The organism is Marivita sp. (genome assembly GCF_965656765.1).
Taxonomy (GTDB): domain Bacteria; phylum Pseudomonadota; class Alphaproteobacteria; order Rhodobacterales; family Rhodobacteraceae; genus Marivita.
In genome coordinates this window covers 1-25,957 of record NZ_CBFHLV010000048.1, presented here as the reverse complement: position 1 = coordinate 25,957, position 25,957 = coordinate 1, and the positions used below count along the sequence as shown (strand labels likewise).

General features: G+C 55.8%; 34 protein-coding genes. 14 read left to right on the top strand and 20 right to left on the bottom strand.

Going from position 1 to position 25,957, the window contains the following annotated elements; translation table 11 throughout:
* The coding region (locus ACTG4M_RS12760) for a transposase domain-containing protein (RefSeq protein ID WP_439124050.1) at window positions 1-104 on the top strand (104 nt) is incomplete at its 5' end.
* 5 nt (window positions 105-109) lie between these two features.
* On the opposite strand, the gene ACTG4M_RS12755 is transcribed toward ACTG4M_RS12760, so the two are convergent.
* Window positions 110-2,221, bottom strand: coding sequence for a 3-hydroxyacyl-CoA dehydrogenase NAD-binding domain-containing protein (locus ACTG4M_RS12755; protein WP_439124049.1), 2,112 nt, complete (start codon window positions 2,219-2,221; stop codon window positions 110-112).
* 269 nt (window positions 2,222-2,490) lie between these two features.
* On the opposite strand from ACTG4M_RS12755, the gene ACTG4M_RS12750 reads away from it, so the two are divergent.
* On the top strand, window positions 2,491-2,997 hold the full coding sequence (locus ACTG4M_RS12750; protein ID WP_439124048.1) for a sulfite oxidase heme-binding subunit YedZ: 507 nt from the start codon (window positions 2,491-2,493) through the stop codon (window positions 2,995-2,997).
* 50 nt (window positions 2,998-3,047) lie between these two features.
* On the opposite strand, the gene ACTG4M_RS12745 is transcribed toward ACTG4M_RS12750, so the two are convergent.
* From ACTG4M_RS12745 to ACTG4M_RS12735, 3 genes are read right to left on the bottom strand one after another with little or no spacing between them, the layout of a single operon-like run.
* Entirely contained in the window at window positions 3,048-3,866 is an 819-nt protein-coding gene (locus ACTG4M_RS12745; RefSeq protein WP_439124047.1) for a substrate-binding domain-containing protein, read from the bottom strand.
* Between the two features lie 24 nt (window positions 3,867-3,890).
* Window positions 3,891-4,595, bottom strand: a complete 705-nt coding sequence (locus ACTG4M_RS12740; protein WP_439124046.1) for an ATP-binding cassette domain-containing protein — start codon at window positions 4,593-4,595, stop codon at window positions 3,891-3,893.
* 31 nt (window positions 4,596-4,626) lie between these two features.
* The gene (locus tag ACTG4M_RS12735) at window positions 4,627-5,334 is read right to left on the bottom strand and encodes an ABC transporter permease (protein WP_439124045.1); all 708 of its coding nucleotides are present in this window, start codon (window positions 5,332-5,334) and stop codon (window positions 4,627-4,629) included.
* Between the two features lie 305 nt (window positions 5,335-5,639).
* Here ACTG4M_RS12735 and ACTG4M_RS12730 point away from each other — a divergent pair, with 305 nt between their 5' ends.
* From ACTG4M_RS12730 to ACTG4M_RS12715, 4 genes are all read left to right on the top strand, one after another.
* Complete coding sequence (locus tag ACTG4M_RS12730) at window positions 5,640-5,957, top strand: antibiotic biosynthesis monooxygenase family protein (protein ID WP_439124044.1); 318 nt, start codon at window positions 5,640-5,642, stop codon at window positions 5,955-5,957.
* A 232-nt stretch (window positions 5,958-6,189) separates the two neighbouring features.
* Window positions 6,190-7,806 (top strand): GMC family oxidoreductase, encoded by a 1,617-nt coding sequence (locus tag ACTG4M_RS12725; protein WP_439124043.1) that lies wholly within the window; start codon window positions 6,190-6,192, stop codon window positions 7,804-7,806.
* A gap of 11 nt (window positions 7,807-7,817) precedes the next feature.
* Window positions 7,818-8,918 (top strand): mandelate racemase/muconate lactonizing enzyme family protein, encoded by a 1,101-nt coding sequence (locus ACTG4M_RS12720; protein ID WP_439124042.1) that lies wholly within the window; start codon window positions 7,818-7,820, stop codon window positions 8,916-8,918.
* A 79-nt stretch (window positions 8,919-8,997) separates the two neighbouring features.
* Entirely contained in the window at window positions 8,998-9,573 is a 576-nt protein-coding gene (locus ACTG4M_RS12715) for a carboxymuconolactone decarboxylase family protein (RefSeq protein WP_439124041.1), read from the top strand.
* Here the strand turns inward: ACTG4M_RS12715 and ACTG4M_RS12710 are convergent.
* Window positions 9,561-10,574 carry a succinylglutamate desuccinylase/aspartoacylase family protein gene (locus tag ACTG4M_RS12710; RefSeq protein WP_439124040.1) on the bottom strand — a complete coding sequence of 338 codons (1,014 nt, stop codon included), beginning with the start codon at window positions 10,572-10,574 and terminating at the stop codon, window positions 9,561-9,563. The two genes, ACTG4M_RS12715 and ACTG4M_RS12710, sit on opposite strands and share 13 nt — an antisense overlap.
* A 216-nt stretch (window positions 10,575-10,790) precedes the next feature.
* Between ACTG4M_RS12710 and ACTG4M_RS12705 the strand changes: the two genes are divergently transcribed.
* The 4 genes from ACTG4M_RS12705 to ACTG4M_RS12690 all read left to right on the top strand — a co-directional run bounded on the left by ACTG4M_RS12705 (window position 10,791) and on the right by ACTG4M_RS12690 (window position 14,193).
* Window positions 10,791-11,537, top strand: coding sequence for an amino acid ABC transporter ATP-binding protein (locus ACTG4M_RS12705; RefSeq protein WP_439124039.1), 747 nt, complete (start codon window positions 10,791-10,793; stop codon window positions 11,535-11,537).
* 5 nt (window positions 11,538-11,542) lie between these two features.
* Window positions 11,543-12,382: an amino acid ABC transporter permease gene (locus ACTG4M_RS12700; protein ID WP_439124038.1), complete on the top strand. Its 840-nt coding sequence runs from the start codon at window positions 11,543-11,545 to the stop codon at window positions 12,380-12,382.
* 45 nt (window positions 12,383-12,427) lie between these two features.
* Window positions 12,428-13,261, top strand: a complete 834-nt coding sequence (locus tag ACTG4M_RS12695) for a transporter substrate-binding domain-containing protein (protein WP_439124037.1) — start codon at window positions 12,428-12,430, stop codon at window positions 13,259-13,261.
* A gap of 68 nt (window positions 13,262-13,329) precedes the next feature.
* On the top strand, window positions 13,330-14,193 hold the full coding sequence (locus tag ACTG4M_RS12690; RefSeq protein ID WP_439124036.1) for an amino acid ABC transporter permease: 864 nt from the start codon (window positions 13,330-13,332) through the stop codon (window positions 14,191-14,193).
* Here ACTG4M_RS12690 and ACTG4M_RS12685 read toward each other — a convergent pair.
* The gene (locus ACTG4M_RS12685) at window positions 14,190-15,308 is read right to left on the bottom strand and encodes a hypothetical protein (RefSeq protein ID WP_439124035.1); all 1,119 of its coding nucleotides are present in this window, start codon (window positions 15,306-15,308) and stop codon (window positions 14,190-14,192) included. The genes ACTG4M_RS12690 and ACTG4M_RS12685 overlap by 4 nt on opposite strands.
* Window positions 15,309-15,397: 89 nt before the next feature.
* Here ACTG4M_RS12685 and ACTG4M_RS12680 point away from each other — a divergent pair, with 89 nt between their 5' ends.
* Window positions 15,398-16,345, top strand: a complete 948-nt coding sequence (locus tag ACTG4M_RS12680; RefSeq protein WP_439124034.1) for a LysR substrate-binding domain-containing protein — start codon at window positions 15,398-15,400, stop codon at window positions 16,343-16,345.
* A 96-nt stretch (window positions 16,346-16,441) separates the two neighbouring features.
* Complete coding sequence (locus tag ACTG4M_RS12675; protein WP_439124033.1) at window positions 16,442-17,467, top strand: Rieske 2Fe-2S domain-containing protein; 1,026 nt, start codon at window positions 16,442-16,444, stop codon at window positions 17,465-17,467.
* Here ACTG4M_RS12675 and ACTG4M_RS12670 read toward each other — a convergent pair whose 3' ends face one another.
* The 12 genes from ACTG4M_RS12670 to ACTG4M_RS12615 form a co-directional block, all read right to left on the bottom strand.
* Complete coding sequence (locus ACTG4M_RS12670) at window positions 17,468-17,788, bottom strand: non-heme iron oxygenase ferredoxin subunit (RefSeq protein ID WP_439124032.1); 321 nt, start codon at window positions 17,786-17,788, stop codon at window positions 17,468-17,470.
* Window positions 17,785-18,750, bottom strand: a complete 966-nt coding sequence (locus ACTG4M_RS12665) for a fatty acid desaturase family protein (protein WP_439124031.1) — start codon at window positions 18,748-18,750, stop codon at window positions 17,785-17,787. The genes ACTG4M_RS12670 and ACTG4M_RS12665 overlap by 4 nt, the downstream gene beginning before the upstream one ends.
* A 195-nt stretch (window positions 18,751-18,945) precedes the next feature.
* A complete protein-coding gene (locus tag ACTG4M_RS12660) occupies window positions 18,946-19,143 on the bottom strand; it encodes a CsbD family protein (RefSeq protein WP_439124030.1) in 198 nt (65 codons plus the stop codon).
* 28 nt (window positions 19,144-19,171) lie between these two features.
* Window positions 19,172-19,414 carry a hypothetical protein gene (locus ACTG4M_RS12655; RefSeq protein ID WP_439124029.1) on the bottom strand — a complete coding sequence of 81 codons (243 nt, stop codon included), beginning with the start codon at window positions 19,412-19,414 and terminating at the stop codon, window positions 19,172-19,174.
* Window positions 19,415-19,475: 61 nt separating this feature from the next.
* Window positions 19,476-19,940 carry a baeRF12 domain-containing protein gene (locus tag ACTG4M_RS12650; protein WP_439124028.1) on the bottom strand — a complete coding sequence of 155 codons (465 nt, stop codon included), beginning with the start codon at window positions 19,938-19,940 and terminating at the stop codon, window positions 19,476-19,478.
* Complete coding sequence (locus tag ACTG4M_RS12645; RefSeq protein ID WP_439124027.1) at window positions 19,930-20,142, bottom strand: hypothetical protein; 213 nt, start codon at window positions 20,140-20,142, stop codon at window positions 19,930-19,932. The genes ACTG4M_RS12650 and ACTG4M_RS12645 overlap by 11 nt, the downstream gene beginning before the upstream one ends.
* Window positions 20,126-20,533, bottom strand: coding sequence for a DUF4112 domain-containing protein (locus tag ACTG4M_RS12640; protein ID WP_439124026.1), 408 nt, complete (start codon window positions 20,531-20,533; stop codon window positions 20,126-20,128). Before ACTG4M_RS12640 ends, ACTG4M_RS12645 begins: the two co-directional genes overlap by 17 nt.
* A complete protein-coding gene (locus ACTG4M_RS12635) occupies window positions 20,505-20,663 on the bottom strand; it encodes a YqaE/Pmp3 family membrane protein (RefSeq protein ID WP_439124025.1) in 159 nt (52 codons plus the stop codon). Before ACTG4M_RS12635 ends, ACTG4M_RS12640 begins: the two co-directional genes overlap by 29 nt.
* Window positions 20,664-20,700: 37 nt before the next feature.
* Entirely contained in the window at window positions 20,701-21,669 is a 969-nt protein-coding gene (locus ACTG4M_RS12630; protein WP_439124024.1) for a YihY/virulence factor BrkB family protein, read from the bottom strand.
* A 57-nt stretch (window positions 21,670-21,726) separates the two neighbouring features.
* Complete coding sequence (locus ACTG4M_RS12625; protein ID WP_439124023.1) at window positions 21,727-23,238, bottom strand: phospholipase D family protein; 1,512 nt, start codon at window positions 23,236-23,238, stop codon at window positions 21,727-21,729.
* Between the two features lie 36 nt (window positions 23,239-23,274).
* A complete protein-coding gene (locus ACTG4M_RS12620) occupies window positions 23,275-23,823 on the bottom strand; it encodes an RNA polymerase sigma factor (RefSeq protein ID WP_439124022.1) in 549 nt (182 codons plus the stop codon).
* Entirely contained in the window at window positions 23,816-23,980 is a 165-nt protein-coding gene (locus ACTG4M_RS12615) for a NepR family anti-sigma factor (RefSeq protein ID WP_439124021.1), read from the bottom strand. The genes ACTG4M_RS12620 and ACTG4M_RS12615 overlap by 8 nt, the downstream gene beginning before the upstream one ends.
* A 107-nt stretch (window positions 23,981-24,087) precedes the next feature.
* On the opposite strand from ACTG4M_RS12615, the gene ACTG4M_RS12610 reads away from it, so the two are divergent.
* Window positions 24,088-24,897, top strand: a complete 810-nt coding sequence (locus tag ACTG4M_RS12610) for a response regulator (RefSeq protein ID WP_439124020.1) — start codon at window positions 24,088-24,090, stop codon at window positions 24,895-24,897.
* A gap of 73 nt (window positions 24,898-24,970) precedes the next feature.
* On the opposite strand, the gene ACTG4M_RS12605 is transcribed toward ACTG4M_RS12610, so the two are convergent.
* The gene (locus tag ACTG4M_RS12605) at window positions 24,971-25,132 is read right to left on the bottom strand and encodes a DUF1328 domain-containing protein (RefSeq protein ID WP_439124019.1); all 162 of its coding nucleotides are present in this window, start codon (window positions 25,130-25,132) and stop codon (window positions 24,971-24,973) included.
* Between the two features lie 117 nt (window positions 25,133-25,249).
* Between ACTG4M_RS12605 and ACTG4M_RS12600 the strand changes: the two genes are divergently transcribed.
* Complete coding sequence (locus ACTG4M_RS12600; protein ID WP_439124018.1) at window positions 25,250-25,537, top strand: hypothetical protein; 288 nt, start codon at window positions 25,250-25,252, stop codon at window positions 25,535-25,537.
* On the opposite strand, the gene ACTG4M_RS12595 is transcribed toward ACTG4M_RS12600, so the two are convergent.
* The coding region (locus ACTG4M_RS12595; RefSeq protein WP_439124017.1) for a hypothetical protein at window positions 25,534-25,957 on the bottom strand (424 nt) is incomplete at its 5' end. The genes ACTG4M_RS12600 and ACTG4M_RS12595 overlap by 4 nt on opposite strands.

The window sequence follows — 25,957 nt, the reverse complement described above, 5'->3', positions numbered from 1 at the left end:
ATGGCGTCGATCCGCAGGCATGGCTGGCTGACACACTCGCCCGCATCCCGGATTACAAGATCAACCGTGTCGACGATCTTCTGCCGTGGAAAGCCGCATCATAGGGCGGTCAGACCGGACGATTACCGCCTGTTTTTTTGCGCTCAATTTCTTGTCGCTCGGCACGCAATGGGGCGAGGATCGTGTTGACCAATGCTCCGTCATTGGGCGTCCCCGCAGCTTTGCCGACGGCGACGACCATTTGCTCCACCCGGTCGGCCGATTGCCCAGACGCCCACCAAAGCGGTCCACCTGTCCAGCGCGGGAATCCGTAACCATGCACCAAGGTTACATCGATATCGCCGGCGCGCTGTGCGATGCCCTCGGATAAGACCTGCGCCGCTTCGGTTAGAATAGCCCCAAGCAATCGGTCTTGGATGTCTTGCGCTGTGAATGTCCGGGGCGTGACGCCCTTGGCCGCGCGCGCATCGGCAATGATGCATGCGACAGTATCTGATGGCTTTCGCTTGCCGCCGTCGTAGTCATACCACCCGCCACCGGTCTTGCGACCAAAGCGTCCCGCCTCGCAAAGGCGATCCGGAATGTCGACATAGCGGGCCGTTGGGTCACGGGTCGCCGCCTGACGGGTGCGCATGGCCCATGCGATATCGAGCCCCGACATATCACCAACAGCACACGGCCCCATGGCAAAACCAAAATCAGTCGCGGCCGTATCGACTTCTTGCGGGCTGGCGCCCTCTTCGATCAAGAATTCTGCGTGCCGCCTATAGGCTGCATAAATCCGATTGCCGATGAACCCTTCGGAGACGCGCGCGACAACCGGCTGCTTGCCCAGCGCCTTCGCAAATCCCATCGCCGTCGCAAGTGTGCGGTCAGAGCTGTCGGTGGTGCGGACAACCTCCAGCAGGTTCATGATATCTGCCGGGCTAAAGAAATGCAGACCAACGACATCAGTGGCCCGCGTCGTGCTCGCAGCCATGTCGTTTATGTCCAGATAGGATGTGTTGGTCGCCAAAATCGCACCAGGTTTGAGGACAGTGTCCAGTGCGGCAAAAAGCTCTTTCTTGACGGTAATGTCTTCAAACACCGCTTCAATCACGAGGTCGCAACCAGCAAGATCGGAAAGCTCTGTACTCGCGGTCAAAAACGATTGCTGAAGCACCGCTGCCTCGGCACTCAAACGACCTTTTGCAACACTGCCTTCCAACGCAGACTTGATTGCATGCGCAGCGGTATCGCGGGCAGACACATTGCGTTCAATCAGTGTCACGGGCAATCCGGCGGGGAGGACGGCCCGGCAAATCCCCTGCCCCATCGTACCACCACCGACGATCCCAACCGTTTCAATCTTGGCGGGCGTTGCATCCAAACCGTCGATCCGCATTGCAGCGCGTTCGGCAAAAAACAAGTGGCGTAGAGCAAAGGCGTCTTCCTCAAGCCGAAGCGATTGAAATGCGGCACGTTCCTGGATCAAGCCCTGAGCAGCGGGTGTTGTCGCTGACAGCTTGACCAGCGCGATGGCTTTTTCGACATTCGGGCGACTTTTGCCACGCTTCAGAGCGACTGCCTCTGCCTGCGCGACGGCATCATCATCGGCATAAGGGACATTCATATCTCGCACCCGCCGCTTGGTCGGGACGGCTAGGATGGCGTCTTTAGCGGCGATGATGAGATCAGTGGCCTCAGCCGATGCCGCAAGCGCATCGACCACACCAAGCTCCAACGCTTCTGGCGCACGCACACGTCGTCCCGAACAGATCAGCGAAAGCGCGGTCGCAACGCCTGTCAAGCGCGGCAGTCTTTGTGTCCCACCTGCCCCCGGCACCATGCCCAACGTGACTTCAGGCAAGCCGACAACGGCGTTAGGGGCGGCGATACGCAAATCACACCCCAAGGCCAATTCGAATCCACCGCCCAAGGCGGCACCATGGATCGCCGCGCAAACCGGATGCGGGCTGTCTTCGACAGCGTCAATGACCTGTGGCAACTCGGGCGCCTCTAACGGGGCTCCAAACTCCCGAATGTCCGACCCGGCGATAAAGCTTCGGCCCGCGCCAAGAATTACGGTGCCTTTCAGGTCCAAATTGGCAGCTTCGAACAAGCAGGCCAATAGCCCCGCACGCACGGCAGTCGATCCCGCATTAACAGGAGGATTATCGACTGTGACAATCCCAAACCCATCGCTGATTTCAAGACGAACAACATCTTCATCGCGGGTCATGGGCAGTCTCTTAGTTGTCACTTGGCATAATAGCTCGCGGGCAAACTGGTCACAAAGCTCTCAGATCGGCAATGGGGCTAGTCCATAAAATTCGGCGCACGCGCGACGGAACCGCGCGCCTGTTCCGTGAGACGTAATAGATTTGCAGAATAACGGAGAGCGGTATGCTCAAAAGACTATCGATTTTTCACCCTTATTGGCTGTGGCTACTTTTCGCGGCACCCGCCCTTTTGATAAGTTTTAATGCGCTAACTTCGACGGACGCACGCGTGTTTCACATACTCGTCCATCCAACCGGAGAATTCTCGGCACGTTTTCTGATCGTCGCAATGATGGCAACTCCGTTAAGCCTTTTACTCCGCGGTTGGCGCGGTCCTCAGTGGCTCAAGAAAAACCGGCGGTATCTAGGGGTCGCAGCCTTTGGCTATGCACTCCTGCACACTGTATTTTACCTGATCGACAAAGCCTCTTTCAGCACGGCGATCAATGAACTTCCACGTCTGTATATCTGGACAGGTTGGCTGGCATTCCTGATTTTTGTTCCGCTCGCCGTGACCTCGACCGACTTCTTCGTGCGCAAAATGGGCACTTGGTGGAAATGGCTGCAACGGTGGACCTATGCGGCGGCTGTTCTGACTTTGGTGCATTGGGCATCCCTGCACGAATGGGGCAGTTGGGTGCCAGCGTCGATCCATTTCGGGCCGCTCATTGCGCTGGAAGCGTACCGCATCTGGTATTGGTATCTCAGACCACGCAAAATCCGCGTAGCAGCGTAACGCAAATTTGAGTCTGGGGCGGCGACTTTCGCATGCTCCCAGACCCACTCTCATTTTTTCGGCGCGTTCGGGAAGAAGAGCTGCTGATCCGCCACTGTGTAGCTGGCAATCGCAGCCTGTCCGACCTCTGACACCAGCCAGTCGGCAAAGGCCTGCGCGGCGTCCGTGTTTACGCTTGGGCACGCCACGGGATTGACGGGGATCACGCCATATTGGTTGAACATATCGTCGTCACCCTGAACGCTGATCTGGTAATCCTGCTTGTTGCCAAAACTGATCCAGGTCGCGCGATCAGTCATCACATAAGCCCCCATGCCGATCCCGGTGTTCAGCGTCGCCCCCATGCCCGACCCGGTTTCGCGATACCACTGACCGCTGGATGACGTTGGATCGACTTCTGCGCTGGCCCAAAGCGACAGCTCTTTCTTGTGGGTGCCGCTGTCATCGCCCCGCGAGGCAAACAACGCCCCCGATTGGGCGATTTGCGCCAAGGCCGCTTGTACGTCAGACATTCCAGCCACACCTGCCGGGTCCGCCGATGGGCCGACGATCACGAAATCATTGTACATCAGGTCAGTCCGTTCAGTGCCGAACCCGTCAGCCACGAATTTCTCTTCAGATGGCTTGGCGTGCACCAGCAAAACGTCGCCATCACAATTCTCGGCGTTCTTGATCGCCTGACCAGTGCCGACAGCCACAACATTGACCTGAATACCGGATTGCTCCTGAAATAGAGGCAGCAAGTGATCATACAGCCCCGAATTGGCCGTCGATGTGGTCGACTGCACTATGATCGATTGATCCTGTGCGGCAGCGGCGCTGGCCATGAGCATGACGAGGGCGGTCGTGGCGATGGGTTTATGGAACATGCAGCCTCCTGAGGGGGGTAAAGATTAAACGACAATTCTGCCGTTAAGGTAATCACGCGCAGCAGCGCTTTGGGGTTCGGGGAAAAAGTCTACTGCCGCACTGTGTTCAGCAATGCGGCCGCGATGCAGGAACACCACGTCATCGGCCATGCGCCGCGCCTGTCCCACGTCATGGGTGACAAACACGATCCGCACGCCGCTCAAGCGTGCGTCCGACACAATTCGTTCTATGGCAAGGACCGATGCCGGGTCGAGGCTTGCTGTGGGTTCATCCAGGAACAAAACCTCTGGGTCTGTGGCCAATGCGCGTGCCAGTGACAGACGCTGCGCTTCGCCGCCGGACAAAAGCCGCGCGGGATGACTCGCCTTGTACAGCAGCCCCGCATGCTCCAACAGCGCGTCGCGTCGGGTGACATCCTTACCTCGGGCTTTGAGCACAAAATCGAGATTTGCCGACACCGAGCGGCGCAGGAGTACAGGTTTCTGGAAAACTAAGGCTTGCCTGCTGGTCACTTCGGACGGCACCTTATCTCCCCAAAGAATGCGTCCTGACGTGGCGGGCAACAGGCCGTGTAACAGTTTGAGCAACAGGCTTTTCCCCGCCCCGTTCGGCCCCATGACGACTGTACAGCCCGTTCCACCCAGATTGAGCGAGACACCGTCCAGCACGGTATCCCCGCCAAACCTCAAGACCACGTCCTGCAGCGTCAGCGGGAGAATGGGGGCCATCACGGGGGCGGCGCGGTGGGGCGTCGAGTCATCAAACATAGGCGTTCCGCGCAGCTGCCATGCGCACCGATTGCACCGCCGCATTCACGCCCAGCGCAATCACCAGCAGGATGATACCCAGAGCCAACGCCAGAGCCAGATCGCCTTTCGATGTCTCAAGCGCAATGGCAGTGGTCATCACACGTGTCAGATGATCGATATTGCCACCAACAATGATAACAGCGCCCACCTCGGCCACAGCGCGGCCAAACCCGGCAAGCCCGACGGTCAAAAGCGAATACCGTGCATCCCAGAGCAATGCCCGCACCGTTTGAAGTCGGGTCAGACACAGCGACCTGAATTGATCGGCATATTCGGTGTGCAAGTCCTCAATAACCTGGCGTGACAATGCCGCCACGATAGGCGCAATAAGAATGGTCTGCGCGATGATCATGGCTGTCGGCGTATAGAGCAGCCCCAAAAACCCAAGCGGACCAGAGCGGGACAGATAGAGATATACCAGCAAACCGACAACAACGGGCGGCAAACCCATGAGCGCATTCATCAATATGAGGACGGCGCTTCGACCACGAAAACGGCCAATGGCGATCAATGCGCCGACAGGCAGGCCAATCAGACATGCAATAGCCGTTGCCGTTAGGCTAACTTGCAAAGACAGAATAACAATTTCGAACAGATCCGCGTCGCCGGAGACAACCAGCGCGAAAGCAAGTCCAAGGGCTTCACTTATGCTTTGCAAAATTTACCTTATAGTTGCATTTTTTACGGAACTTAGATATTTACGCATCCCTTCGAAGAAAGGTCAATGGTCCGAAAAAGCGATGCAATCGCTCGCCCTTTATGCACCCAAAGACAAGCAATGGTGAGCGTTCATCAGAAGTTTGCCTGCGAGGCCTGTAAATTATGCAAAATAAAACGCATTAATGCGTAAAACTTGCCTCTCATGTGCTCCACACGCGGGCAGAAAACCTCCGCTCTAGCCGCCAGGTGCTTTGCCCTGATATGCACAATTCGACACCAAACACTGAAGACAGGACACATCACATGTATCTGGCAATGAACCGCTTTACCGTTCCATTGGAAAACGCCAACGCGTTCGAAGAGCTTTGGCTATCGCGTGAAAGCAGATTGCAAGACATGGACGGGTTTGTGTCATTCCACATGCTAAAAGGCCCGGTCGAGTCCGATAGCATACTGTATGCCTCTCACACTGTTTGGGCGTCCGAGGCGCATTTCCGTGCTTGGACCACCAGTGAGGAATTCCGCGCGTCCCACGCCAAGGCCGGCGACACGCGGACCCTCTATGTCGGCACACCGCAATTCGAAGGCTTTACCTCGATTCAAGCAATCGACGCGGTTTAACTGTCACGCTATGGTGTGATGGCACACGAACTGCACCATGTTCCATCGTTTTGCAGCCCGGTGCAAAACCGTGCAACATCCTTACCCAGTTCGAAGATTCCGGCGCGTGACTGCCATCAACGTTCTTGGCCGCTTGCGCGAACAGAATGATCCCACTAACGGTTTGTGATCAGCGATCAGGAACAATCTGGCGCCGAAAAGACATTTGATCACGACCTTGCGGAGGACTGGCTTGGACACATTCGACTACGTGATCGTCGGCGCGGGCTCTGCCGGATCGGTTCTGGCAAACCGGCTGACGCAGTCGGGAAAACACCGTGTTCTGGTGCTTGAGGCCGGCGGTTCGGACATGACCCCGTGGATTCAGATTCCAATCGGCTACGGCAAGGTGTTCTACGATGCGAAAGTTAACTGGAAATACATTACGGAACCCGACCCCAATCTGGATGATCGCCCCATCTACTGGCCGCGCGGCAAGGTACTGGGCGGGTCCAGTTCGATCAACGCGATGGTCTATGTCCGCGGCCACCCGAACGATTACGCCGAATGGAACACCGCCGCACCCGGTTGGGGCTGGAGTGACGTTGAACCGCTTTTCCGCCGCATGGAGGATTGGGATGGCCCGGCCAGCACGGAACGCGGTGTCGGCGGCCCTCTGTCGGTCCATGACGTCACCCATGACGTGCACCCCCTAACCAAACTCTATCTTGAGGCCGCAGCACAGGCGGGTATCCCCACCAATCCTGACTACAACGGCTCGGAAATGGAGGGCGCGTCGCTTTACCAGATTACGACAAAGGGCGGCTACCGGGCATCCGCTGCTCGCAGTTACCTGAGACCGGCGCAGCGTCGACCCAACCTTGAACTGCGTACCAAAGCTCATGCCACCCGTATCCTGTTCAACGGCACGCGCGCGAGCGGGGTCGAATACAGGCACAAGGGTCAGATCAAGACCGCCCATGCCCGTGCCGAAGTGATCCTCTCAGGAGGCGCAATCAACTCACCGCAATTGCTGCAACTGTCCGGCATTGGCCCAGGCGGCGTTCTGCAAGCCCATGGAATCGACGTTCGACTTGATGCGCCGCAGGTCGGGCAAAACCTGCAAGACCATCTGGGCAGCGACAACCTGTATGTGTCGCGCATGGCGAGCCTGAACCAAGAACTGCGGCCTTTGCTGGGCAAGTTGAAAGTGGCGCTGAAATACGCGATGAACCGCAAGGGGCCGTTGTCGCTCAGCCTGAATCAGGGGGGCGGGTTTGTCAGCGTGTCCCCAGACACCGCATGCCCTGACCTGCAACTTTATTTCTCGCCGGTCAGCTATACCCGCGCGCCTGTCGGCGTCCGTCCCTTGATGAGCCCGGATCCTTTTCCCGGCTTGCTGATTGGGTTTAACCCGTGCAAGCCAACCAGCACCGGGCATTTGCAGATCCGGTCGCCTGACCCCTTTGTCGCGCCCGAATTGCACCCAAATTACCTGTCCACGGAACATGACCGCGCGATGATGCTGGCGGGCACAAAGCTGATGCGCAAGATTGCAGAAACTCCCGCCATGCAATCGGTCATTGAACGCGAGCTATTACCCGGTCCGGAAGTCGTCAACGACGAGGCTATTGCAGCCTATACGCGCAAAACGTCTTGGACGGTCTTTCATCAATGTTCGACCTGTCGCATGGGTAGCGACCCCGAAACGTCAGTGGTTGATCCGCGCCTTAGGGTGCGAGGAACCCAAGGGCTGCGGGTGGCCGATGCGTCGGTCTTTCCCAGCATCCCAAGCGGCAATACAAACGCCCCTGCGATCATGGTCGGCGAGAAAGCCTCAGATCTCATCCTCGAAGATGCTTTGGGTTAAAAGGACAGCATATGAAATTGAAATCCATCGAAACTTTCACCAACGACGCTGTCGGTTTTGTACGTGTTACGGCCGAAGATGGCGCACGGGGCTGGGGACAGGTGTCGACCTATCACTCCGACATCACTTGCCAGGTGCTGCACAGACAAGTGGCCCCTTGGACACTGGGACAGGACACCACCGATCTGGATGACCTTCTGGATATCGTAACCGAACGTGAACACAAATTTCCCGGCTCTTACTTGCGCCGCGCGATGGCTGGTCTGGACACCGCGATCTGGGATTTGCGCGGCAAGCAACAAGGCAAACCGGTTGTCGAACTGTTGGGCGGCACGCCCGGCCTGATCCGCGCCTATGCGTCATCAATGAAGCGCGATATCACCCCTAAGGACGAAGCCACACGGCTAAAACACCTGCGCGACACGCAAGGCTTTGACGCGTTCAAAGTCCGCGCCGGTGCCGAGGTTGGCCGCAACAAGGACGAATGGCCCGGTCGCACCGAAGAAATCATTCCCACCATGCGCCGCGAACTGGGCGACGATGTAGACCTGCTGATCGACGCCAATAGCTGTTATTGGCCAGACCGCGCGATCGAAGTTGGGCGGATGCTCGAAGATCATGGATTTTGCCATTTCGAAGAACCCTGCCCCTATTGGGACCTTGAGCAAACCAAGCAAGTCACCGACGCGCTGGATATCGACGTGACCGGTGGGGAACAGGATTGCGACCTGCCCACGTGGAAACGTATGATCGATATGCGCGCAGTGGACATCGTGCAGCCTGACATTCTTTATCTCGGTGGTATCTGCCGCACCTTGCGCGTGGTCCGCATGGCCGAAGCGGCGGGTCTACCGGTCACGCCGCATTGCGCGAACTGGTCGCTGGTCACGTTGTTCACGATGCACCTGCTGCGCGCGATCCCAAATGCGGGCAAGTATCTGGAGTTTTCAATCGAAGGTCCGGATTACTATCCGTGGCAAGACGGGCTGTTTGTGCAATCGCCCTACGGCATCGAAGACGGCCACGCCCGCGTTACCGATGCGCCCGGTTGGGGTGTTGAAATCAACCCGGACTGGCTGGCCCGTTCGACCTATCAGATCAGCGAACTTTGACGGCAATTCAAGCCCTCGCTTTGTTCACAGTGGCCTGATTATACTGCCTTGACCCAGCACAAATCCAAGGAACCCTTTCATGACAGCATGGATCGACATGATCTCGGACGAAGACGCCTCACCGCGCTTGAAAGAACTTCTCGACAACGCGCGGACACCTCATGGAACAGTCGACACTGTGATGCGCGTGCATTCGCTGAGACCCGAAACCATGCATGGGCATGTCGCGCTGTATCGGTCGGTACTGCATTCCGATGACAACAAGCTGCCATTCTGGTTTCTTGAAGTCATAGCCAGTTACACGTCAATCCTGAACGACTGCACCTACTCGCTGACACATCATTTCATGAACGTGCGCAACCTACTTAAGGATCAGCCCCGGTCAGACCGCATTTTTACTGCGCTCAAGGCGCATCGCCCCGAAGATGAATTTGACGGCAAGGAACTCGCACTGCTGCGCTATGCAGGCAAACTGACGGTGTCGGTGGGCAAGATGGTCAAATCAGATTTCGAGGCGCTGAAGATCGCAGGATGTGACGATGGCGAGATTCTGGAGGTCAATCAGGTTTGCGCTTATTTCAACTATTCCAATCGCTTGCTGAACGGTCTTGGCGCAACAACTGAAGGTGATGTGGTCGGCTATTACAAAGCCTGATCGACGTCCTGCACCACCAAAAGCAACATCTCACCACGGCTGACCAAACCGCGATTGGTGTGGGCAAGGATTATTCCGTCCTGCGGAACGGTCAGCCGGATTGAACCGCGTTCAGGTTCGGTCACATGATGAAATGAACCAGCAAAGTCTCCGGCCTTCACGTCCTGCCCTGCACTAAGTGCACGGTCAAACAGGCCCTCGGCCACAGCATAAAGCGATGCCCGGGGATCACGGATTTCGACCATTTTTGGCGCGTGGGTCGGATGCTGCACCTGGCCGTCGATCATTCCCAAATGGCGCAGGATGTTCATGATTCCCGCCTCGGCCTGATCAGTTATCACGGGATCGACACCTCCACCCCCACCAAGTTCTGTGGCGATCATCGGCACCCCGGCGCGTTCTGCAGCTGAATTGACGGACCGGCTGTCATTATGCGCGCCCAGTCGCCAAACCAAGGGCTGGCCAAAGAGATGCGCAAGCTCCATGTTCTTGGCCGCGAGCGCCAAATCTGCAGTTTGCGTCGGCAACGCGCAGGGCTCAAAGAACGACGCCTTGCCCCCGGAATGCAGGTCAATCGCAGCATCGCAAAGAGGCAAAATCTGGGTTTCAAGGAAATCTGCGATCATCGCAGTGGGGCCACCACCATAGTCGCCGGGAAAAGCGCGATTGAGGTTGGCACCATCCAACGGCGATACCCGCGATGAGGTGGCTACAGCCGGCATATTCAACGCCGGAAACGCGATGATCTGCCCCTGCAACGCCTCTGGATCCACCGACTGGATCACCCGCATGATTGCGGACGGCCCTTCGAATTCGTCACCATGTGTGCCGCCTGTCAGCAATAGAACAGGACCATCGCCCCCCTTGATCGAAATCACCGGGATCGGGTGATACCCCAAGGGATTGCTGTTATCGGACCAGCGCAGCATCGCATCCCCGACCTGCTTGCCTACCTGCGACAGGTCGATGGTCATTATGATCCGATTGCCAGTTTTCGCCACGTCCGGTTGCCTCCATCGGTCCAAGGATTACTTGACCCCGATCTGGTTGGAACATCAATGCCTGGGGCGCAATGCAGGATCGACCACATTTGTAGCAGAATAAAGATCACGGCCTTTCGCGACACCATGAAGCAGAAGTTTACCTTGCGCACACAAGGACTTCCTTGGTTTGATAAGGCCACGTTTTGGGGGAAGACTTATAGATGACTGCTTTGAATGTCGGATAATGCGCCGATTATCACTTTCGACAATGTCGACAAGTTCTACGGCGATTTCCACGCTTTGAAGAACATTTCGATCAACGTTCGTGAAGGCGAGCGTATGGTTGTGTGTGGCCCGTCTGGGTCCGGCAAATCGACGCTGATCCGCTGCATTAACGGGCTGGAGTTCCACAATTCTGGCGTTCTAACCGTTGACGGGGTCGAGGTGTATGAAGAGTCGAAGAACATCTACCGATTGCGTCAGGAAGTCGGGATGGTGTTCCAGCAGTTCAACCTATTCCCGCATCTGACCGTTCTGGAAAACCTGACAATCGGTCCGGTGAAAGTACGCAAGGTGTCGCCATCAGACGCCGAGAAAACGGCCCGCAAATATCTTGAACGCGTGCGCATCCCGGAACAGGCCGATAAGTACCCGTCCGCCCTATCCGGTGGCCAGCAACAGCGCGTCGCGATTGCCCGGTCGCTGTGCATGGAAAGTCGGATCATGCTGTTCGACGAACCGACATCCGCGCTTGACCCCGAAATGATCAACGAAGTTCTGGATGTGATGGTTGAACTTGCCGATACAGGCATGACGATGGTTGTGGTCACTCATGAAATGGGCTTTGCCCGCAAGGTTGCGGACACGATGGTGTTCATGGACGCGGGCGAAATCGTCGAAACCGCCCCCCCCGAGACATTTTTTACCAATCCTGCAAGCGCCCGCTGCCGTGCATTTCTTGACCAAATTCTGGATCACTAATGAGCGTGGCTGAGACACCATACAGCCCCAAGGGCCGCGCTCTGCCACAGCGCAGACCGCTCGCCAAGGCCATCGACTCTGTCACGTTTTCGGTTGTCGCCTACACGGCCATTATCGGTGGTATCGTGTGGCTGGCCTACAGCGGCGCGCAGGCGATGGGGTATAACTGGCAGTGGTATCGTATCCCTCAGTATTTTTATTCGTTCACCGAAGACGGCTTTGAATGGGGTGAGATCAGTGTTGGGCTGGTCAAAACGCTGACCCTGTCCAGCATTGCCTTTACCATTGCAGTTGTCATGGGGCTGATCGTAGCGTTGCTGCGACTGTCGGGGCTGGTGGTCTGCACAGCGGTATCGGTCGCTTTCCTCGAATTGATCCGCAACATTCCTTTGCTGGTGCTGCTCTACCTTTTTTATTACGTACTTGGCCCAATCTTTGGTTTTGACCGATACTGGGCCAGCATCTTGTGTCTGGCCGTATTCCATTCTGTGCTGATTTCCGAGATCTTCCGAGCCGGGATCAATGCCGTCGCGAAAGGCCAATGGGAGGCTGCAACCTCAATCGGCATGTCCAAGGGGCAGGCCTATCGCTACATCATCCTGCCGCAATCCATCCGCTTCATGTTGCCACCAATGACTGGCGAAGTTGTGCACATGGTCAAATCCTCTGCCATTGTCAGCGTGATCGCCGTAGCCGAACTGACCACAATCGGACGCAATATCATTTCCGAAACCTACATGAGCTTTGAGATCTGGTTCACCATCGCCGCCGTGTACATGGTGGTGACGCTGATCCTATCCGTGGGCGTGTCGTTTGTCGAAAAACGATATGCTGTCGATACATAACCCGCGCAGACATACCGCGCATTTTCCAGAACAGGGAGTTCTCTAATGACAATGACAAGACGATTTATGGGTGCTGCACTTGGTGCCGCGCTAGCAGCCACAGCCGCGCTGCCCGCCCTTGCCCAAAGCACTGCACAAGAGGTCGCCAGCGCAAGTGTCATCGAAACCATCAAAGAACGCGGCGTGATCAAGATCGGCCTGTCGCTGTTCAAACCTTGGTCCATGCGTGACCTGAACGGCGAATTGATCGGGTTCGAATTGGACGTGGGCCGCCAGTTGGCCGAGGACATGGGCGTCGAGGTCGAATTCGTTCCGACATCGTGGGACGGCATCATCCCTGCCCTCGTGTCCGGCAATTTCGACACAATCATCAGCGGCATGACCGTCACACCGCAGCGGAACCTGACGGTCAACTTCACCGTGCCTTATGCCTATTCCGGCATGACCATTCTTGCCAACACGGCAATGACCGAAGGCTTCACGCTGGAAGACTACAACAGCCCCGAGGTGACATTTGCCGCCCGCCGCGGAGCCACACCGGCCACCGTCATCGGCGATATGTTCCCCGAAGCAGAGTTGCTGCTGTTTGATGAGGACGGCGCCGCAACACAAGAAGTTCTGAACGGAAACGCGCATGCTACAATGGCGTCTGAACCCACACCGTCCAGCGAAGCGCGCCGTTATCCGGATGTTCTGAGCGTCCCGTTTAACGAGGCGTTTCAAGCGGGTGGCGAAGGCTTTGCTGTGCGCAAGGGTGACCCGGACGCATTGGCTTATTTCAACAGCTGGATCACTGCCAAGACGAACACTGGCTGGCTCAAGGAACGCCATGACTACTGGTTCCGTGGCAATGACTGGGCCGATCAGGTTCCGGAATAAACCACTTTTGCCCTCCGGCGGACTGTCGGGGGGCATAAACTTGCAGGGACCGATCTGTGCTGAAACGATTGAAAAAACTTCACTGGCTCGACTGGCTTGTCCTGGCCGTCGTCGTGGGTTTTTTCGCCTATATCTGGTGGAAGATCGAAGGAACGCTGAACTATGATTGGCGCTGGCACCTGATCCCGAATTACATCCTGCGTTTCCACACGGTGCGCGAGGAATGGTTCGCAAATGTCTTACTTCAGGGGCTGATCACCACGATCCGCATTTCGATCTACGCCAGCATCTTGGCCGTCATTCTGGGCACGATCCTTGGCATTGCGCGCTGCGCCAAGAACCTGACGATCCGCATGCTCGCGCGGACCTATCTGGAATTTCTGCGCAACATACCCCCGGTTGTTGTGATCTTCATCTTCTTCTTTTTCTTGTCCCAACAGCTGATTACCGCGCTGAACATAGAAAGCTGGGCCCGCGAGATTGCCCGTTCCGAGAACCGTGGTGTTTGGGAATTCTTCTTCGGCGACATGCGTCGCTTCCCTTCGCTTGTATCGGGCGTGATCGTTCTGGCCTTGTTTGAAAGCGCCTTTGTCGGGGAAATCGTCCGCGCAGGCATCCAGTCAGTCGAGAAAGGCCAACGCGAGGCAGCGCGGTCGATTGGCATGAACCGCATGCAGGAAATGCGCTATATCGTGTTACCGCAAGCGCTTCAGAAAGTTATGCCACCGATGGCAAACCAATTCATCACGCTGATTAAGGACAGCGCGATCATCTCGTTGATTTCGGTACAGGAGCTGACCTTCAAAACGGTCGAACTCGTCGCCTCGACACGCCTGATCTTTGAGGCGTGGATCACCACAGCGGCATTTTATTTCGTAATCTGTTTTGGACTGTCGATGCTGTTCCGGAAACTGGAAAAGCGCAAATCCTAGGATACCGCAGCAAGCGCGACATGGATATCTTGCGACATGCTCAAATCATCCAACCCAACATGCGAGTCAGGATGCGCAAAGATGCTAGCCGCGTCGGGATACCGGTCTAGCACCGCTTGTCCACCGACCAGACGTGCCGGGTGGAACACACCGCTTTCCCAGACAGGCACACCATCGATCAAAATTGTTGGATCCAGAACGTTCCACGAAATCTCGCCCGGCGCATATGTCCCGCAGGTGTGAAAATGTAGGATACGCGGATTGCCAAAGGCTGACCCGCTCCAACGTTCGTAATTGTCGCGCGCATCTTTCAGATAGCCACATCCCGGGTGAATGCCGGCGTGCCAGGAATGCACGCAGTTCCGGTCGATGCCCAAGTCAACCGCGATGCGGTCATAATGCGCATTCGCCGCTGCGACATCGCGCGCAGAACCTTCGAACCCAATCAGTCGTCCCTTGTCTAGGTGCGCCAAAACGCGGCCATCGAATTCCATTGTATAGTCGTCGTAGTACTGAGACCCAGTGCCGGTCAGAAAACCGCACAGCGCAACGCGACCCGAAAAGCTATGGGCGGGCACAGGTTTGAAGACAGACATTGGAAACCGAAGGACCGTGGTATCACCGACACCAGTCAGCGGCATATCTGGCGTTCCAACGACATCCGTCCCATTCGGACAGGTAACCTGAACGCGTCGGGCCCCTGCCAAAGTAACGGTGATCAGGTCTTTCAATGCGACCATTGCTCCATGCGACGTGGTTCCAAATCCAGACCCCAACAGCCCGGAATCAAGCGCGAAACTTACAACGATCCGCTTGTCCTTGGGCATATCGCAGAACCGCAACTGGTCGCCCAGTCGGGCAAGAAATATGACAACATCTGCCCGGTCCATCTGCGATCGCAACGCTGGGGGAAGCCGCGTTGCATGCGGGTCAAATCCGACATTGACCGTTTTGACGATCAACCCAAGATCGTTCGCCATGTGCACCACAGTCTTAAGGACATCGGCGTCAAAATACCCGTATTCAGCAGGTTCATAGGCGATCAGCACACGCTCACCGCAACGCGCCTTTGCGCAATTCACCAGCATGTTCTTTGCGCCTGTCAAAGCGGTCATGGCAAACGACTCCTGTCACGAAAACGTTAGAAACAATCCGCGCGCACGACCAATTGAAAGCAGGCATGAATGCCATTAGTGTCACTAATATGATCTTGAACTTGCCCTTCGCCGCCCTGCGCGCTTTTGAGGCGGTTGCCCGTCATGGCAGTTTTTCCGAGGCGGCTGACGAATTAGGCGTCGGTCAAAGTGCGGTCAGCCAGCATGTAAAGTCGCTTGAGGAATGGCTTGGCCACGACCTGATCACACGCGGCGCGCGACGGTCTTTGCCCACCCGCGATGGAGCGCGGCTGGCCCTGAGCATTGCCGATGGGTTGGGCCAGATTTCGGAAGTGTGCGAAGACATCCGCGACAAACGCCGCGACGACACAACCATTGTGATCAGCTGTCACCCAGGCTTCGCCTTTATCTGGCTATTCCCAAGGCTGCTCAACTTTGATCGCGCGCATCCTGAATTCGCGATTTCCATCACCACCGATACCGGATTGCGCGGCGTGGCGCGGGCCGAAGCGGATATCGCCATTCGGTATGGTACTGGCGATTTTCCCGGCTACGCCGTCAAACCGCTGATGCGCGAAACCTTGTCGCCGGTTTGTGCGCCGAGCCTTCTGAAAGGACCAAAACCACTACGCAGGATTGTAGATCTGGCCTATCATACTCAGATTCGTGACGAATTCGGGCCGACGACGACCGATCTGCCAACATGGGAATACTGGGCGCGCGAAGCCGGGCAAACCTTGCCGACGCCCGCCCGTATTCGAAGCTTTGGACAATCGAACATGGTGGTTCAGGCCACCTTGCAAGGCGACGGCATTGCGATGGGGCGCAGCCCGCTTGTAATGGACGCCTTGCGCGACGGGCAGCTTGTGCAACCTTTTCCGCACAGCGTGCCATCGCCGCTGAATTACTGGCTGGTCTATCCCGAGGATCAACGCCGCGCCAAAAAAATCGCGCTTTTCCTCGACTGGATTGCGGCCGAAGCGCAGGTCCAATACCGCCAACATCTCGATGCAAAATCCGACATCCAAAACGATTAGCCACGGTAATCGCTGTAATCAGTTGTTCTCACTGGTGCCGGAGTGTGATCCGTTGCACGATGACGCTCAGGACTTCGGCAGATCGAAAGGCAGCGCATGTTCATCAAAAACGCGTGGTACGTGGCCGGTTGGTCCAATGACTACGGCCGATCTTTGCAGGCGGAGACCTATCTTGGCGAAAATATCGTCATCTACAGGACCGAAGCCGGAGACCCGGTCGCGCTTGAAAACGCCTGTCCGCACCGCAAACTGCCTTTGTCCGAGGGAAACCTTAAGGGCGACACTGTCGAATGCGGCTATCACGGGCTGACATTCGACTGTTCTGGGTCTTGTGTCGACGCACCCACCCAACGCGGCCAGATCCCGCGCCGGGCCGTTGTCAAATCTTATCCGGTGGTCGATCGCTACCGGCTTCTATGGATCTGGATGGGCGACCCAGACAAGGCCGATCCCGACCAGATCTTTCCAATCGCGAACTTTGACAATCCTGACTGGGGTTATACCGACGGTGGTGTGCTCGATATCGACTGCAACTATCTCTGGGTATGCGACAATCTGTTGGACCCCAGCCATGTCGCCTGGGTGCATGTCACGTCCTTCGCAGGAGCGGGCACAGATGACGGGGCGTTGGATGTGACCAAGACCGATCAGGGTGTGATCGTGGCGCGCTGGATCTATGGTCAGCCCCCTTCGCCCTACTATGCCAACCTGGTGAAGTTCGACGGTGCCTGCGACCGGCTGCAGCACTATGAAATGTGCCTGCCGGGCATTGCGTTGAACAAATCGATTTACACGCCCCCAGGCACTGGCGGGCCGGACACTGCGCCGGTCGAAAACACGCTGATCAACATCTCCTACAACTTCATGACCCCAATCACCGAAGACAAGACGCGGTATTTCTGGTTCCAGCACCGCAACACCGATCCACATGACAAAGCGGTATCTGAACAGATGAACAACGGTGCGCGTATGGCGTTTGAAGAAGATCGCGTGGTTTTGGAAAAGGTACACAAAGGAATGAAGAATCCCGCGACACCGTATATCGACCTTGGGCTGGATGCAGGCGCCAAGCTGTTCCGTCAGATGGTCAGCCGCACCATCGAGGCAGAACAAAACGCCTGATCAAATCAGGATCTGCACAATTCCGTCCACGACACGCGTGTCGAACATCCGAAGGGGCACGCGTGCTGGTGCGGCCTTGGGTGCACCGGTCCGGACATCGAATAGGCCTTGGTGCAAGGGGCATTCGATATGTGTGCCGTCAAAATGTCCGTCACACAGATTGGCAGCGCCGTGGGTGCAGCGAGCGAGGCTGACAAAGACCCCTTCCGCCGCATCGAACACAGCCAATTCGCGAGACCCAAGAGTGACCGGCGTTGCATCACCAGCCTCCAATTCGCAGACCGCGATCACATCCGTCCAGACCTTGTCCCGTTTTGTCACGCCTTGCGCACCGCATCGTCGCTTCGGGGTTTACGTCCGATCAACTGACTGATGATGTCGATGTGCGCACCAAGATAGCCGCGTTCCTCGACATAGACATAGCCACGTAGTTTTTCGTGCAGTTTGGGAAGCGCATGAAATGGCACTGACGCTGCATAGTGGTGTTCTGCGTGATAGTTCATGTTCCAGCACAAAAACCGCATTGGGCCGGACACCAGTGATGTGCGGGTGTTTTCCTTCATGTCATCGACATTGGGTCGCCCAACATGTTCTGTCAGCCGGATCGCCCGCATCACGGGTTCGCCCAGAAACAACGGAATGAGCCAGTACCACAGCGGTGCGGTCGAGCCCATTGTGACCGACACACCTGCGATCAACGCGTAAAAGGCCACCATTAGTCTGGCCTCCCGGATGATGATCGGCGCTTCGTGTTTGGTCAGGAACGTACGGTCTTCGTCGTTCAACCGCCCTGACGCATTGCGCAGGATTTGGGAGAACTTATTGCGCCAATAGGGAACAGACGAGATGTACCAAAGGTATTTCCAAACCGATATCGGCAATTCGATCAACTCGGGGTCCTGCCCTTTAAGTTGCGTATAGGTGTGGTGATTGCAGTGTTCATAGCGGAATTGCTGAAACGGCAGGATTATCGCATAGCCACAGATATTGCCGAAAATATCATTGAGTTTTCGGGTCTTGAAGACAGTGTAATGCACACATTCGTGTTGCAGCGAAAACAGGTGAACGATCACCACACCTTGCACAAACATCGCGGGCCAAACCAACCAACTGGACTGCGCCGCATAGATCAGGCCGGTCGTCATCGCCAGAACACAGACGAACACTGCTACCCGAAACAATGCGGGTCCATTCGACCTTGTCATAAGCGCCTTCAGCTCTTTTCGGGTCAACGCGCCTTCTTGCATGGCTTGAGTGATCGGTGTTCGAACGTCAGTGGTCATCTCGGCTCCGCTCCGGTTTAGCGACAGGTTACGCCCGGCAGATGGGCATCGCAATTGCCCTGCGCCGGTCAAACGGTCGCGATATGGCGTTCGATTGCCAAGTGATGCGAATTAAAGCAATTCAAGGTTCAGACGCAAAAAAACGCGTGGTTGGAGGGAACCAACCACGCGCCAGGTACGTGCCATTTATGAGGGTCAGACGTTATTGAGGATCTGATCCACGGTCGCGCGTACTTCGTCTTTCGACTTACCCAGCTTCTGCTGGAGCACGCCTTCCATTTGTTCGCGATCACCTTTAGCTTCTTCGACGTCATTCTCTGTCAATTCACCATAGGTTTCACGAAGTTGACCTTTAATTTCGGTCCATTTGCCTTCGATAAGGTCACGGTCCATTGGGGACCTCCTTTCACTGAATTTCTGTTTAGTTAGACGCAACAGCGTCCTCTTCGGGGGTTTCTACATCGACGGTCGGAACGGTCACGGTAAGATCACGTTCGCCAACTTCGACATCGCCCACATCGGCGTCGTATTCAGGCAGCGAACCACCATCGATGGATACGGTCGGCAATGAGCCATCTTCGGTCTGGTCAATGTCTACCATGTAAACGCCGAATGCGACCGCCGCGACGAGCACGATGCCCGCAAAAATTGCTCCTACTTTCATCACAAAATCTCCTTTTATCATATGGTTAACGAAGATATTGAGAGAAAGGTTCCAAGCTTTTTCAGCTTTCTTCCATTTCGCGGCTCAGCAATGCTTCAATCTCGTTGATCGGATGATTGGTCAGTACTTTTGCTACGTCCAATCGCACACATTTTGCCACTTCCGGGTGCATTTCCTTGCGCAGTTCGCTCAAAGCCGGACGGCTGGCTATGATGATCAAATCCTTGAACCGCCCCTTGTGCACATCCCGATAAAGCTGATCAGCTACATCTTTAGCAAAGCGCTCTTTCTCAAGCTGGTGCCAATCCGTATCATCGACAGACGAGCGCTGCACAGACGGACCATCGTTGAACCGCCCGGGTCGGTTCGCGGCCCAGTCTTGTGCTTGTGGATTGTCCTGTTCTTCCTTGTCACGCACAACAAGGTTCATATCCAGGTCGTCACCCTTGTTGACGAGATACAAAACCTTTTCACCGTCAGCGATTACGACCCAGGCATTTTGGGGCACTCCTGATTTACGCGTCATTGTTTGCCTCGTCTTTTTCCATGGATTTGGTCACACGCGTGGCGCCCGCAGGTCGCTCGTCCGCGCGCTTGACTTCGTCTTTGGTGCCAACTGTTCGGGCCAAACGACCACCACTTCGGCCTTGCTGCCCGATGTCGCTTTGATCGCCCAAAACCTCATCGGTTTCGCGATGGCCATCTTTCGATCTATGACGTTCTGCCATGTGACACCTCCTCAGAATTTGCATGAATGATTTTGCGCTGCATGTCGGTCTGAAGCAGCGCAACATTTCGTTTGTGCGACTTGAAAGCGACGTCAAAAACGTCACCGATGATGGGCACCCCGCCGACGATCAAATCAATGCCTGCGTTGAAACTCATTCGTGCCAACGTCCGTTTCCGCGCACCCATTTGATAGCCTTGCCAGATCATCCAGCCTGCAGGCACTGTCGTGACGGCATCGCCTAAACCGGGAATGAGTCCCAGAATGGAATCCCAACCTACGCGAATGCCAATGACCGGCAGTCGAAAGCGGGTATCCAACAGACCTGCGACGCGTTCGATGCGCGCCATACGATCCGCCGCATCAGCGACGGGCAATGATGTATACGGCATGGACGATACCCGGAATGTAGCCAAGAATGGTGAGCAGAATGTTGAGCCAGAAATGCTTGCTCAGACCGACCTCTAGGAAAGTTCCTAAAGGTGGTAACAATACGGCTGCGATAATGCGTAGAAGGTCCATTGACCCCTCCTTATGTCCTTGGAGGGTCAACGTGTGATCAGCTTGTGGGTTCCGTTATTTCCTCGCCGCGGGCTGATCCCAGCGTGTCTGCCTTAACGGCACCGCGTTCCCCCATCGGTTTATCTTCGCCCACGGTGCTGTCGCGTTTTGTCTGCGCCTCAAGTTCGGCATCAAGCAATGCACCCAACAGGACGACGAACGCAGACAACCACAGCCATGTGAGCAGAATGATGACCCCGCCGAGGGCGCCGAAGGTTTCATTGTACGACCCGAACGACTGCACGTAGAGGCTAAAGCCGTAGCTGCCCGCGACCCACAAGGCACAGGCGACAAACGCCCCCGGTGTTAGCCAGTGCCATTTGGCAGAGCGACGGTTGGGACCAAGTCGGTACAGCACAGCAATGCCCAGAGCCCCCATAAGGAACAGGAAGGGCCAGCGCAGGAAGAGCACCAAATCATCAACGACCCCGTAATCCCCAAAAATCGCAGCAACAGCAGGAATGGCGGCCACCACAATGATCGCAATTAATAAACCCGTGATCAGGATTAACGTCAGCAACACGGTCAGTGCTTTGACCAGAAAGAAATTTCGGGTCTCTTTCTCTTCGTAGATGAAGTTCAAACCGGCGATAAAATTAGCGACTGCTTTTGACGCCGAATACAGCGCAATACCCAGACTGAACATCGCTGCAAAACTCAGTGTTGAGCGGTCAGCATTGGCAACATCGCGCAGCTGTCCCATGACGATGTCTTTGGCCGCTTCGGGCAACATGGCCGCAATTTCGCTGCTGTTTTCAACCAACATACCGGGCTGCAGAAACACCCCGGCAAAGGCCGCTGCGGCGGTGATTCCGGGGAACAAAGACAGCAATCCGTAAAACGCGATTCCCGCTGCGATCAAACCAAGGTTCAGCGTCGCCTGTTTGTGCCACATCCGCACAAGAACATCCAAAAACCCCTTTGCGGGAATTTGTGTTGGGCGGCGGGCGGCACGTCCTCGGCTCATGCTGGGTGTCTCCTTACTGATCACAAGAGGAACCGTTCATCGGGCTGTCAAGTTCCGTCAGACGATGTTTTCGGTGATTCCCGGCAAGGATGTGGCAAGGGTCGATTGGTTCTCAGGGTCATATGGCACGAGGAACCCTGTGCGGTTTTCAGGCAGGCACACACCGTTTTCAGCAATGGCTTTGGCCCACCAATTCTGAAGGGTCTCGGGTGTAATGGCTTCGGCTGGCAAGTCATCAAACCACCAATGCGACAGCAACCTAGCGCGCAGTTTGGACAGGCGGTCTTGCCCGGTGATTGTGACAGCCGCTTCGGTGTCCCACTTCATGGAACGGCCATTCAGATTGGCCGATCCGACCAAACCGTAGCTGTCGTCCCTCACCAAAACCTTGTTGTGCACATAGATCATCGGGGACCCAGCCAACACGGCAAGACTATCGCGAGACGACATGACCGGGCGGACCGGTGACGCGATGGTCGCGCGATGTCCAAAGGCATCCCGAATGGTTTCGACCGCATCCTTTTGCAGCCCCATGCCAAAGCGCGTGTCTAAACCGTCTTCGCCATAAAACGCGAGGCTTTCAGGTAGCGCAGGTAGGATTGCCAATAGCCGCAGATCAGGATTCCGCATCGCCGCGTCAGCCAAAGCCCCGGCAATCGCGCTTGACCTCAGAAACTGTGTTTCAATGTGGATCAGATGCCGGGCCGACCGGAAACTGTCGATATGGGCCGCTTCTATGTCACTCACCACAGTTCGTGGCGACAGGTAGGGAAATTGCAGCCTGCGTGGGGCCGACATGGTGCGTTTGATCAGCTCCAGCTTTGGCGGTTCCTGGATGCCCGCAGTGACGTCTAAAAACGTGTCCAGATGCGCCTTGGCCTCGGCAACCTCGGGACCATTGCGCATCAACAAATGCACATCAGACCACGTTTCCCGTGCCGGACGGTCATGATCCAGCGTGTCGAACCGCCGTTCGTTTAGGTCGAGCCCCCCGATAAAAAGCGTATCATCGTCTATCACGGCAAGCTTTTGATGATGCGTCACCGTGCGCAATTCCGGCATAGCCTTACGGTTCAATAGCACCGCCTGCCGTCTGAGCCGGTCCTTGGACAATCCGGCCATCTGATCCCACTTGCGTTTGACAACAGCAGGAAGCAGCATCCCCCACGGCAGCAAACCTGCACGTGCCGGGTGCAGCCCTGCCTTGATTGTCACCTGCCCGGGCTTTGCGTTGGCCACTTCAGACAGTGCCACGGCTTGCCGTACAGTTTGCCATGTCAATTCATGCAGCGGGGTCGCCATAATCGGATCAAAGTCACTGACGACTAGCGTCACTTTTACACCACGAGCAACGACATACGCCAAAAGATCAAACCAGTCCTTACCAACGGCTTGCGCCTCGGCGCTACGCAGCCTCGTACGCAGGTCAAACACACGGAATGATCCGTGCACATGCGTCGTTGCACGAAAAACGGCCCGCTCAAAGGCGGGCCAAGCTTCTTCTGCGGTGATGAGAACGTCAAAATCCGGGGCTTCATCGGCCTCCAACGTCCCTACAGGTTCAAACACAGTTATTTCCTAAGCTTTTCGCGGATCAGTATAAATTCAGGCGACGTTCTTTTGATTTGTAACGATCCCAGTCGTCACGATATCCGTGGCTTCCATCACCTCGTCATCACTCATCTTAAGGAGCTCGACCAATTGTTTGCGGGCGCGATTGACGCGGCTTTTGATTGTACCAACGGCTACACCGCAGGTCTCGGCCGCCTCTTCGTAAGAAAACCCACCTGCCCCGACCAGAACCAGCGCTTCACGTTGTTCGTCGTTCAACTGCTCAAAGGCGCGATTAAAGTCGCGCATCTGCAAACGCCCGTCATGATCCGGCTTTTGAGACATTGACGCGGCCATCTCACCATCGACATCTGCCACCTCGCGTCGCGCTTTGCGGTGGTGCGAATAATAGGTGTTGCGCAAAATCGTGAACAACCAAGCGCGCATGTTTGTGCCCGGTTGGTAGGAATCGATCTTAGTCCAAGCTTTGACAAGGGCGTCTTGGACCATGTCGTCTGCCAATGCGGAATTGCGCGTCAAACTCATGGCAAAGGCGCGCATCGCGCTTAAATGTTCTACGATTTCCTCTTTGGGATCAGTCATTTGCTTCCCCCGTGGTCGATTTATCAGACTCTCGGAGTTGGTTGAGCAACTGCGTAAAGCGGTCTGGCACCTCCTGCTTGGCAACGTCATCATAGACACGCTTCAAGTTTGCCTCGATTTCCTGCTCAAGGCTTGATGTTTTCCGATCCTGTTTCATGTAGCCCTTCAGATCTTTTTTCAGTTAAGTCGCGCGTTGGCGGGAACCTAACGTTAATTAGCGCGTTCGGTTCCCATAACTTCTAAAAAAAGTGGGAGCTTTTCTCTATGTCGACCGAACAACCCCAGGATCTCACCTCCAAGATCGGAGCAAACCTCCCGTTCCTGCGCCGGTATGCGAGGGCACTGACCGGTTCACAAACCGAAGGCGACAAATACGCAGTCGCAGCGCTCGAAGCGATCCTGAGCGACGCCTCCATCTTTGATCACGAGGCATCGAATAAGGTGGCGCTTTTTAAGGTCTTCCATTCTATATGGTCCACTTCGGGTGCAACACTCAGCGAAACCGAAACCGGCGTCGCAGCGAAAGCCCAGCAGCATTTGTCTCGCCTGACATCCGGAACACGCGAAGCGCTGTTGCTGCACACCATAGAAGAATTGTCGTTCGACGATGTGGCAAATGTTCTGACCATCAGCACCACCGAGGCGGAAAATCTAGTCGATATCGCCTACACAGAGATGGCAAAGTCCTTGGCGGGTCGCGTGATGATTATCGAAGATGAAGCCATCATCGCGATGGATCTAGAGGCGATTGTCACCGACATGGGTCACGCCGTGACCGGGATTGCGCGCACCGCCGATGCAGCCGTAAATCTTTACAAGACGGAAAAGCCACATCTCATCATGTCGGACATTCAACTTGCCGACGGATCAAGTGGTATTGATGCAGTCAACAAGATTGTCGAAGATGACGCCGACATCCCAGTTATCTTCATCACTGCGTTTCCCGAACGTTTGCTGACAGGCGAAGGCCCGGAACCTGCGTTCCTTATCTCCAAACCATACACCGAAGAGCAAGTGCGCTCTGCCGTCAGTCAGGCGATGTTCTTTTCGTCGACGGAAACACTCAAAGCGTAACGGTGACAAATTCCAATAAAAAACCGGAGCCGAAAAGCTCCGGTTTTTTCCAGCGCGCGGGTTTGAGACCGATTTACGACCGTAACGCCCGTACGATCAGCGTAACAACAAACAGCGCCAAGAAGACAACGAAAAGAAGCTGAGCTATACCAGCGGACGCGGATGCAATACCGCCAAATCCGAAAAGCGCAGCTATGAGGGCGATCACGAAAAAGATTGCGGCCCAATAGAGCATAGTTTCGTCCTTCCTTGTTTCCTTCGATTGCCCAGACAACCCGCCATACGTGTGAATTGTTCCGAGGAACTTTGCCCCTTGCCACGACGTTGAGGGGGAAACAGAAGGAGATCAAAAATGGCCAATACTCATACAAATACGACCACATCCAAAGATCACACAGCCGCAGAACAAACCCGCACAGACAAGCTGCGCAATGTGGTGTCACATGCACAAGACAGCGTAAACGACGCTGCTGACAACGTGCGAAACACAGCTGCACACGCGGTCGAAAAAGGCTCCGATCACGCGCAAAATGTTCAAAGTGAATTCGACACGGCTGTTCGTCGCAATCCGACCTTTGCCGTGCTTGGTGCCTTGGGCATTGGCGTTGTCTTGGGTGTCGCGCTCAACAAGCGCGCTTAATTTTGTAAACCAAGCTGCTTAAGGGCCGCCAAGACATCACTGGTTGAAAAGGGGCGGAGCAAAACGCCCGCCCCTTCCTTTTCACAGAATTCTAACGGTCCGTCGATCACAACCAAGGATGTTTCAGATACGTCTACGGACAAAAGAAACTCTGTCGCCTCGCGCACATGAAGCGACAGCCCGAACAACAGCAGATCAAGGCTGTCAGCCGACTTCGACAAGACCGATTTGGCGTCTTCCAGATCACGTGTGTGAACCACAGGCCCAAGCCCCTGCGACGTCAACATCTCGGTCAGGTCATCTGCCTCGACTACGTTGTTCGAAACAATCAGTGTTTTAGGAGCTGCAGGGGAATCGCGTTTGGAACTGAGGTCGTGATTGAGCGGGGTTGCTTCTGACGGAGCGATGGATTCTGGAGCT

Bases quoted from the DNA above. Each gene is read 5' to 3' on its own strand.
- ACTG4M_RS12755 (WP_439124049.1), bottom strand. From the start codon at position 2,221: ATGACCCGCGATGAAGATGTTGTTCGTCTTGAAATCAGCGATGGGTTT.
- ACTG4M_RS12745 (WP_439124047.1), bottom strand. From the start codon at position 3,866: ATGTTCCATAAACCCATCGCCACGACCGCCCTCGTCATGCTCATGGCC.
- ACTG4M_RS12740 (WP_439124046.1), bottom strand. From the start codon at position 4,595: ATGGCCCCCATTCTCCCGCTGACGCTGCAGGACGTGGTCTTGAGGTTT.
- ACTG4M_RS12730 (WP_439124044.1), top strand. From the start codon at position 5,640: ATGTATCTGGCAATGAACCGCTTTACCGTTCCATTGGAAAACGCCAAC.
- ACTG4M_RS12720 (WP_439124042.1), top strand. From the start codon at position 7,818: ATGAAATTGAAATCCATCGAAACTTTCACCAACGACGCTGTCGGTTTT.
- ACTG4M_RS12715 (WP_439124041.1), top strand. From the start codon at position 8,998: ATGACAGCATGGATCGACATGATCTCGGACGAAGACGCCTCACCGCGC.
- ACTG4M_RS12705 (WP_439124039.1), top strand. From the start codon at position 10,791: ATGTCGGATAATGCGCCGATTATCACTTTCGACAATGTCGACAAGTTC.
- ACTG4M_RS12695 (WP_439124037.1), top strand. From the start codon at position 12,428: ATGACAATGACAAGACGATTTATGGGTGCTGCACTTGGTGCCGCGCTA.
- ACTG4M_RS12685 (WP_439124035.1), bottom strand. From the start codon at position 15,308: ATGACCGCTTTGACAGGCGCAAAGAACATGCTGGTGAATTGCGCAAAG.
- ACTG4M_RS12680 (WP_439124034.1), top strand. From the start codon at position 15,398: ATGATCTTGAACTTGCCCTTCGCCGCCCTGCGCGCTTTTGAGGCGGTT.
- ACTG4M_RS12675 (WP_439124033.1), top strand. From the start codon at position 16,442: ATGTTCATCAAAAACGCGTGGTACGTGGCCGGTTGGTCCAATGACTAC.
- ACTG4M_RS12665 (WP_439124031.1), bottom strand. From the start codon at position 18,750: ATGACCACTGACGTTCGAACACCGATCACTCAAGCCATGCAAGAAGGC.
- ACTG4M_RS12660 (WP_439124030.1), bottom strand. From the start codon at position 19,143: ATGGACCGTGACCTTATCGAAGGCAAATGGACCGAAATTAAAGGTCAA.
- ACTG4M_RS12655 (WP_439124029.1), bottom strand. From the start codon at position 19,414: ATGAAAGTAGGAGCAATTTTTGCGGGCATCGTGCTCGTCGCGGCGGTC.
- ACTG4M_RS12650 (WP_439124028.1), bottom strand. From the start codon at position 19,940: ATGACGCGTAAATCAGGAGTGCCCCAAAATGCCTGGGTCGTAATCGCT.
- ACTG4M_RS12645 (WP_439124027.1), bottom strand. From the start codon at position 20,142: ATGGCAGAACGTCATAGATCGAAAGATGGCCATCGCGAAACCGATGAG.
- ACTG4M_RS12640 (WP_439124026.1), bottom strand. From the start codon at position 20,533: ATGCCGTATACATCATTGCCCGTCGCTGATGCGGCGGATCGTATGGCG.
- ACTG4M_RS12635 (WP_439124025.1), bottom strand. From the start codon at position 20,663: ATGGACCTTCTACGCATTATCGCAGCCGTATTGTTACCACCTTTAGGA.
- ACTG4M_RS12630 (WP_439124024.1), bottom strand. From the start codon at position 21,669: ATGAGCCGAGGACGTGCCGCCCGCCGCCCAACACAAATTCCCGCAAAG.
- ACTG4M_RS12620 (WP_439124022.1), bottom strand. From the start codon at position 23,823: ATGACTGATCCCAAAGAGGAAATCGTAGAACATTTAAGCGCGATGCGC.
- ACTG4M_RS12615 (WP_439124021.1), bottom strand. From the start codon at position 23,980: ATGAAACAGGATCGGAAAACATCAAGCCTTGAGCAGGAAATCGAGGCA.
- ACTG4M_RS12610 (WP_439124020.1), top strand. From the start codon at position 24,088: ATGTCGACCGAACAACCCCAGGATCTCACCTCCAAGATCGGAGCAAAC.
- ACTG4M_RS12605 (WP_439124019.1), bottom strand. From the start codon at position 25,132: ATGCTCTATTGGGCCGCAATCTTTTTCGTGATCGCCCTCATAGCTGCG.
- ACTG4M_RS12600 (WP_439124018.1), top strand. From the start codon at position 25,250: ATGGCCAATACTCATACAAATACGACCACATCCAAAGATCACACAGCC.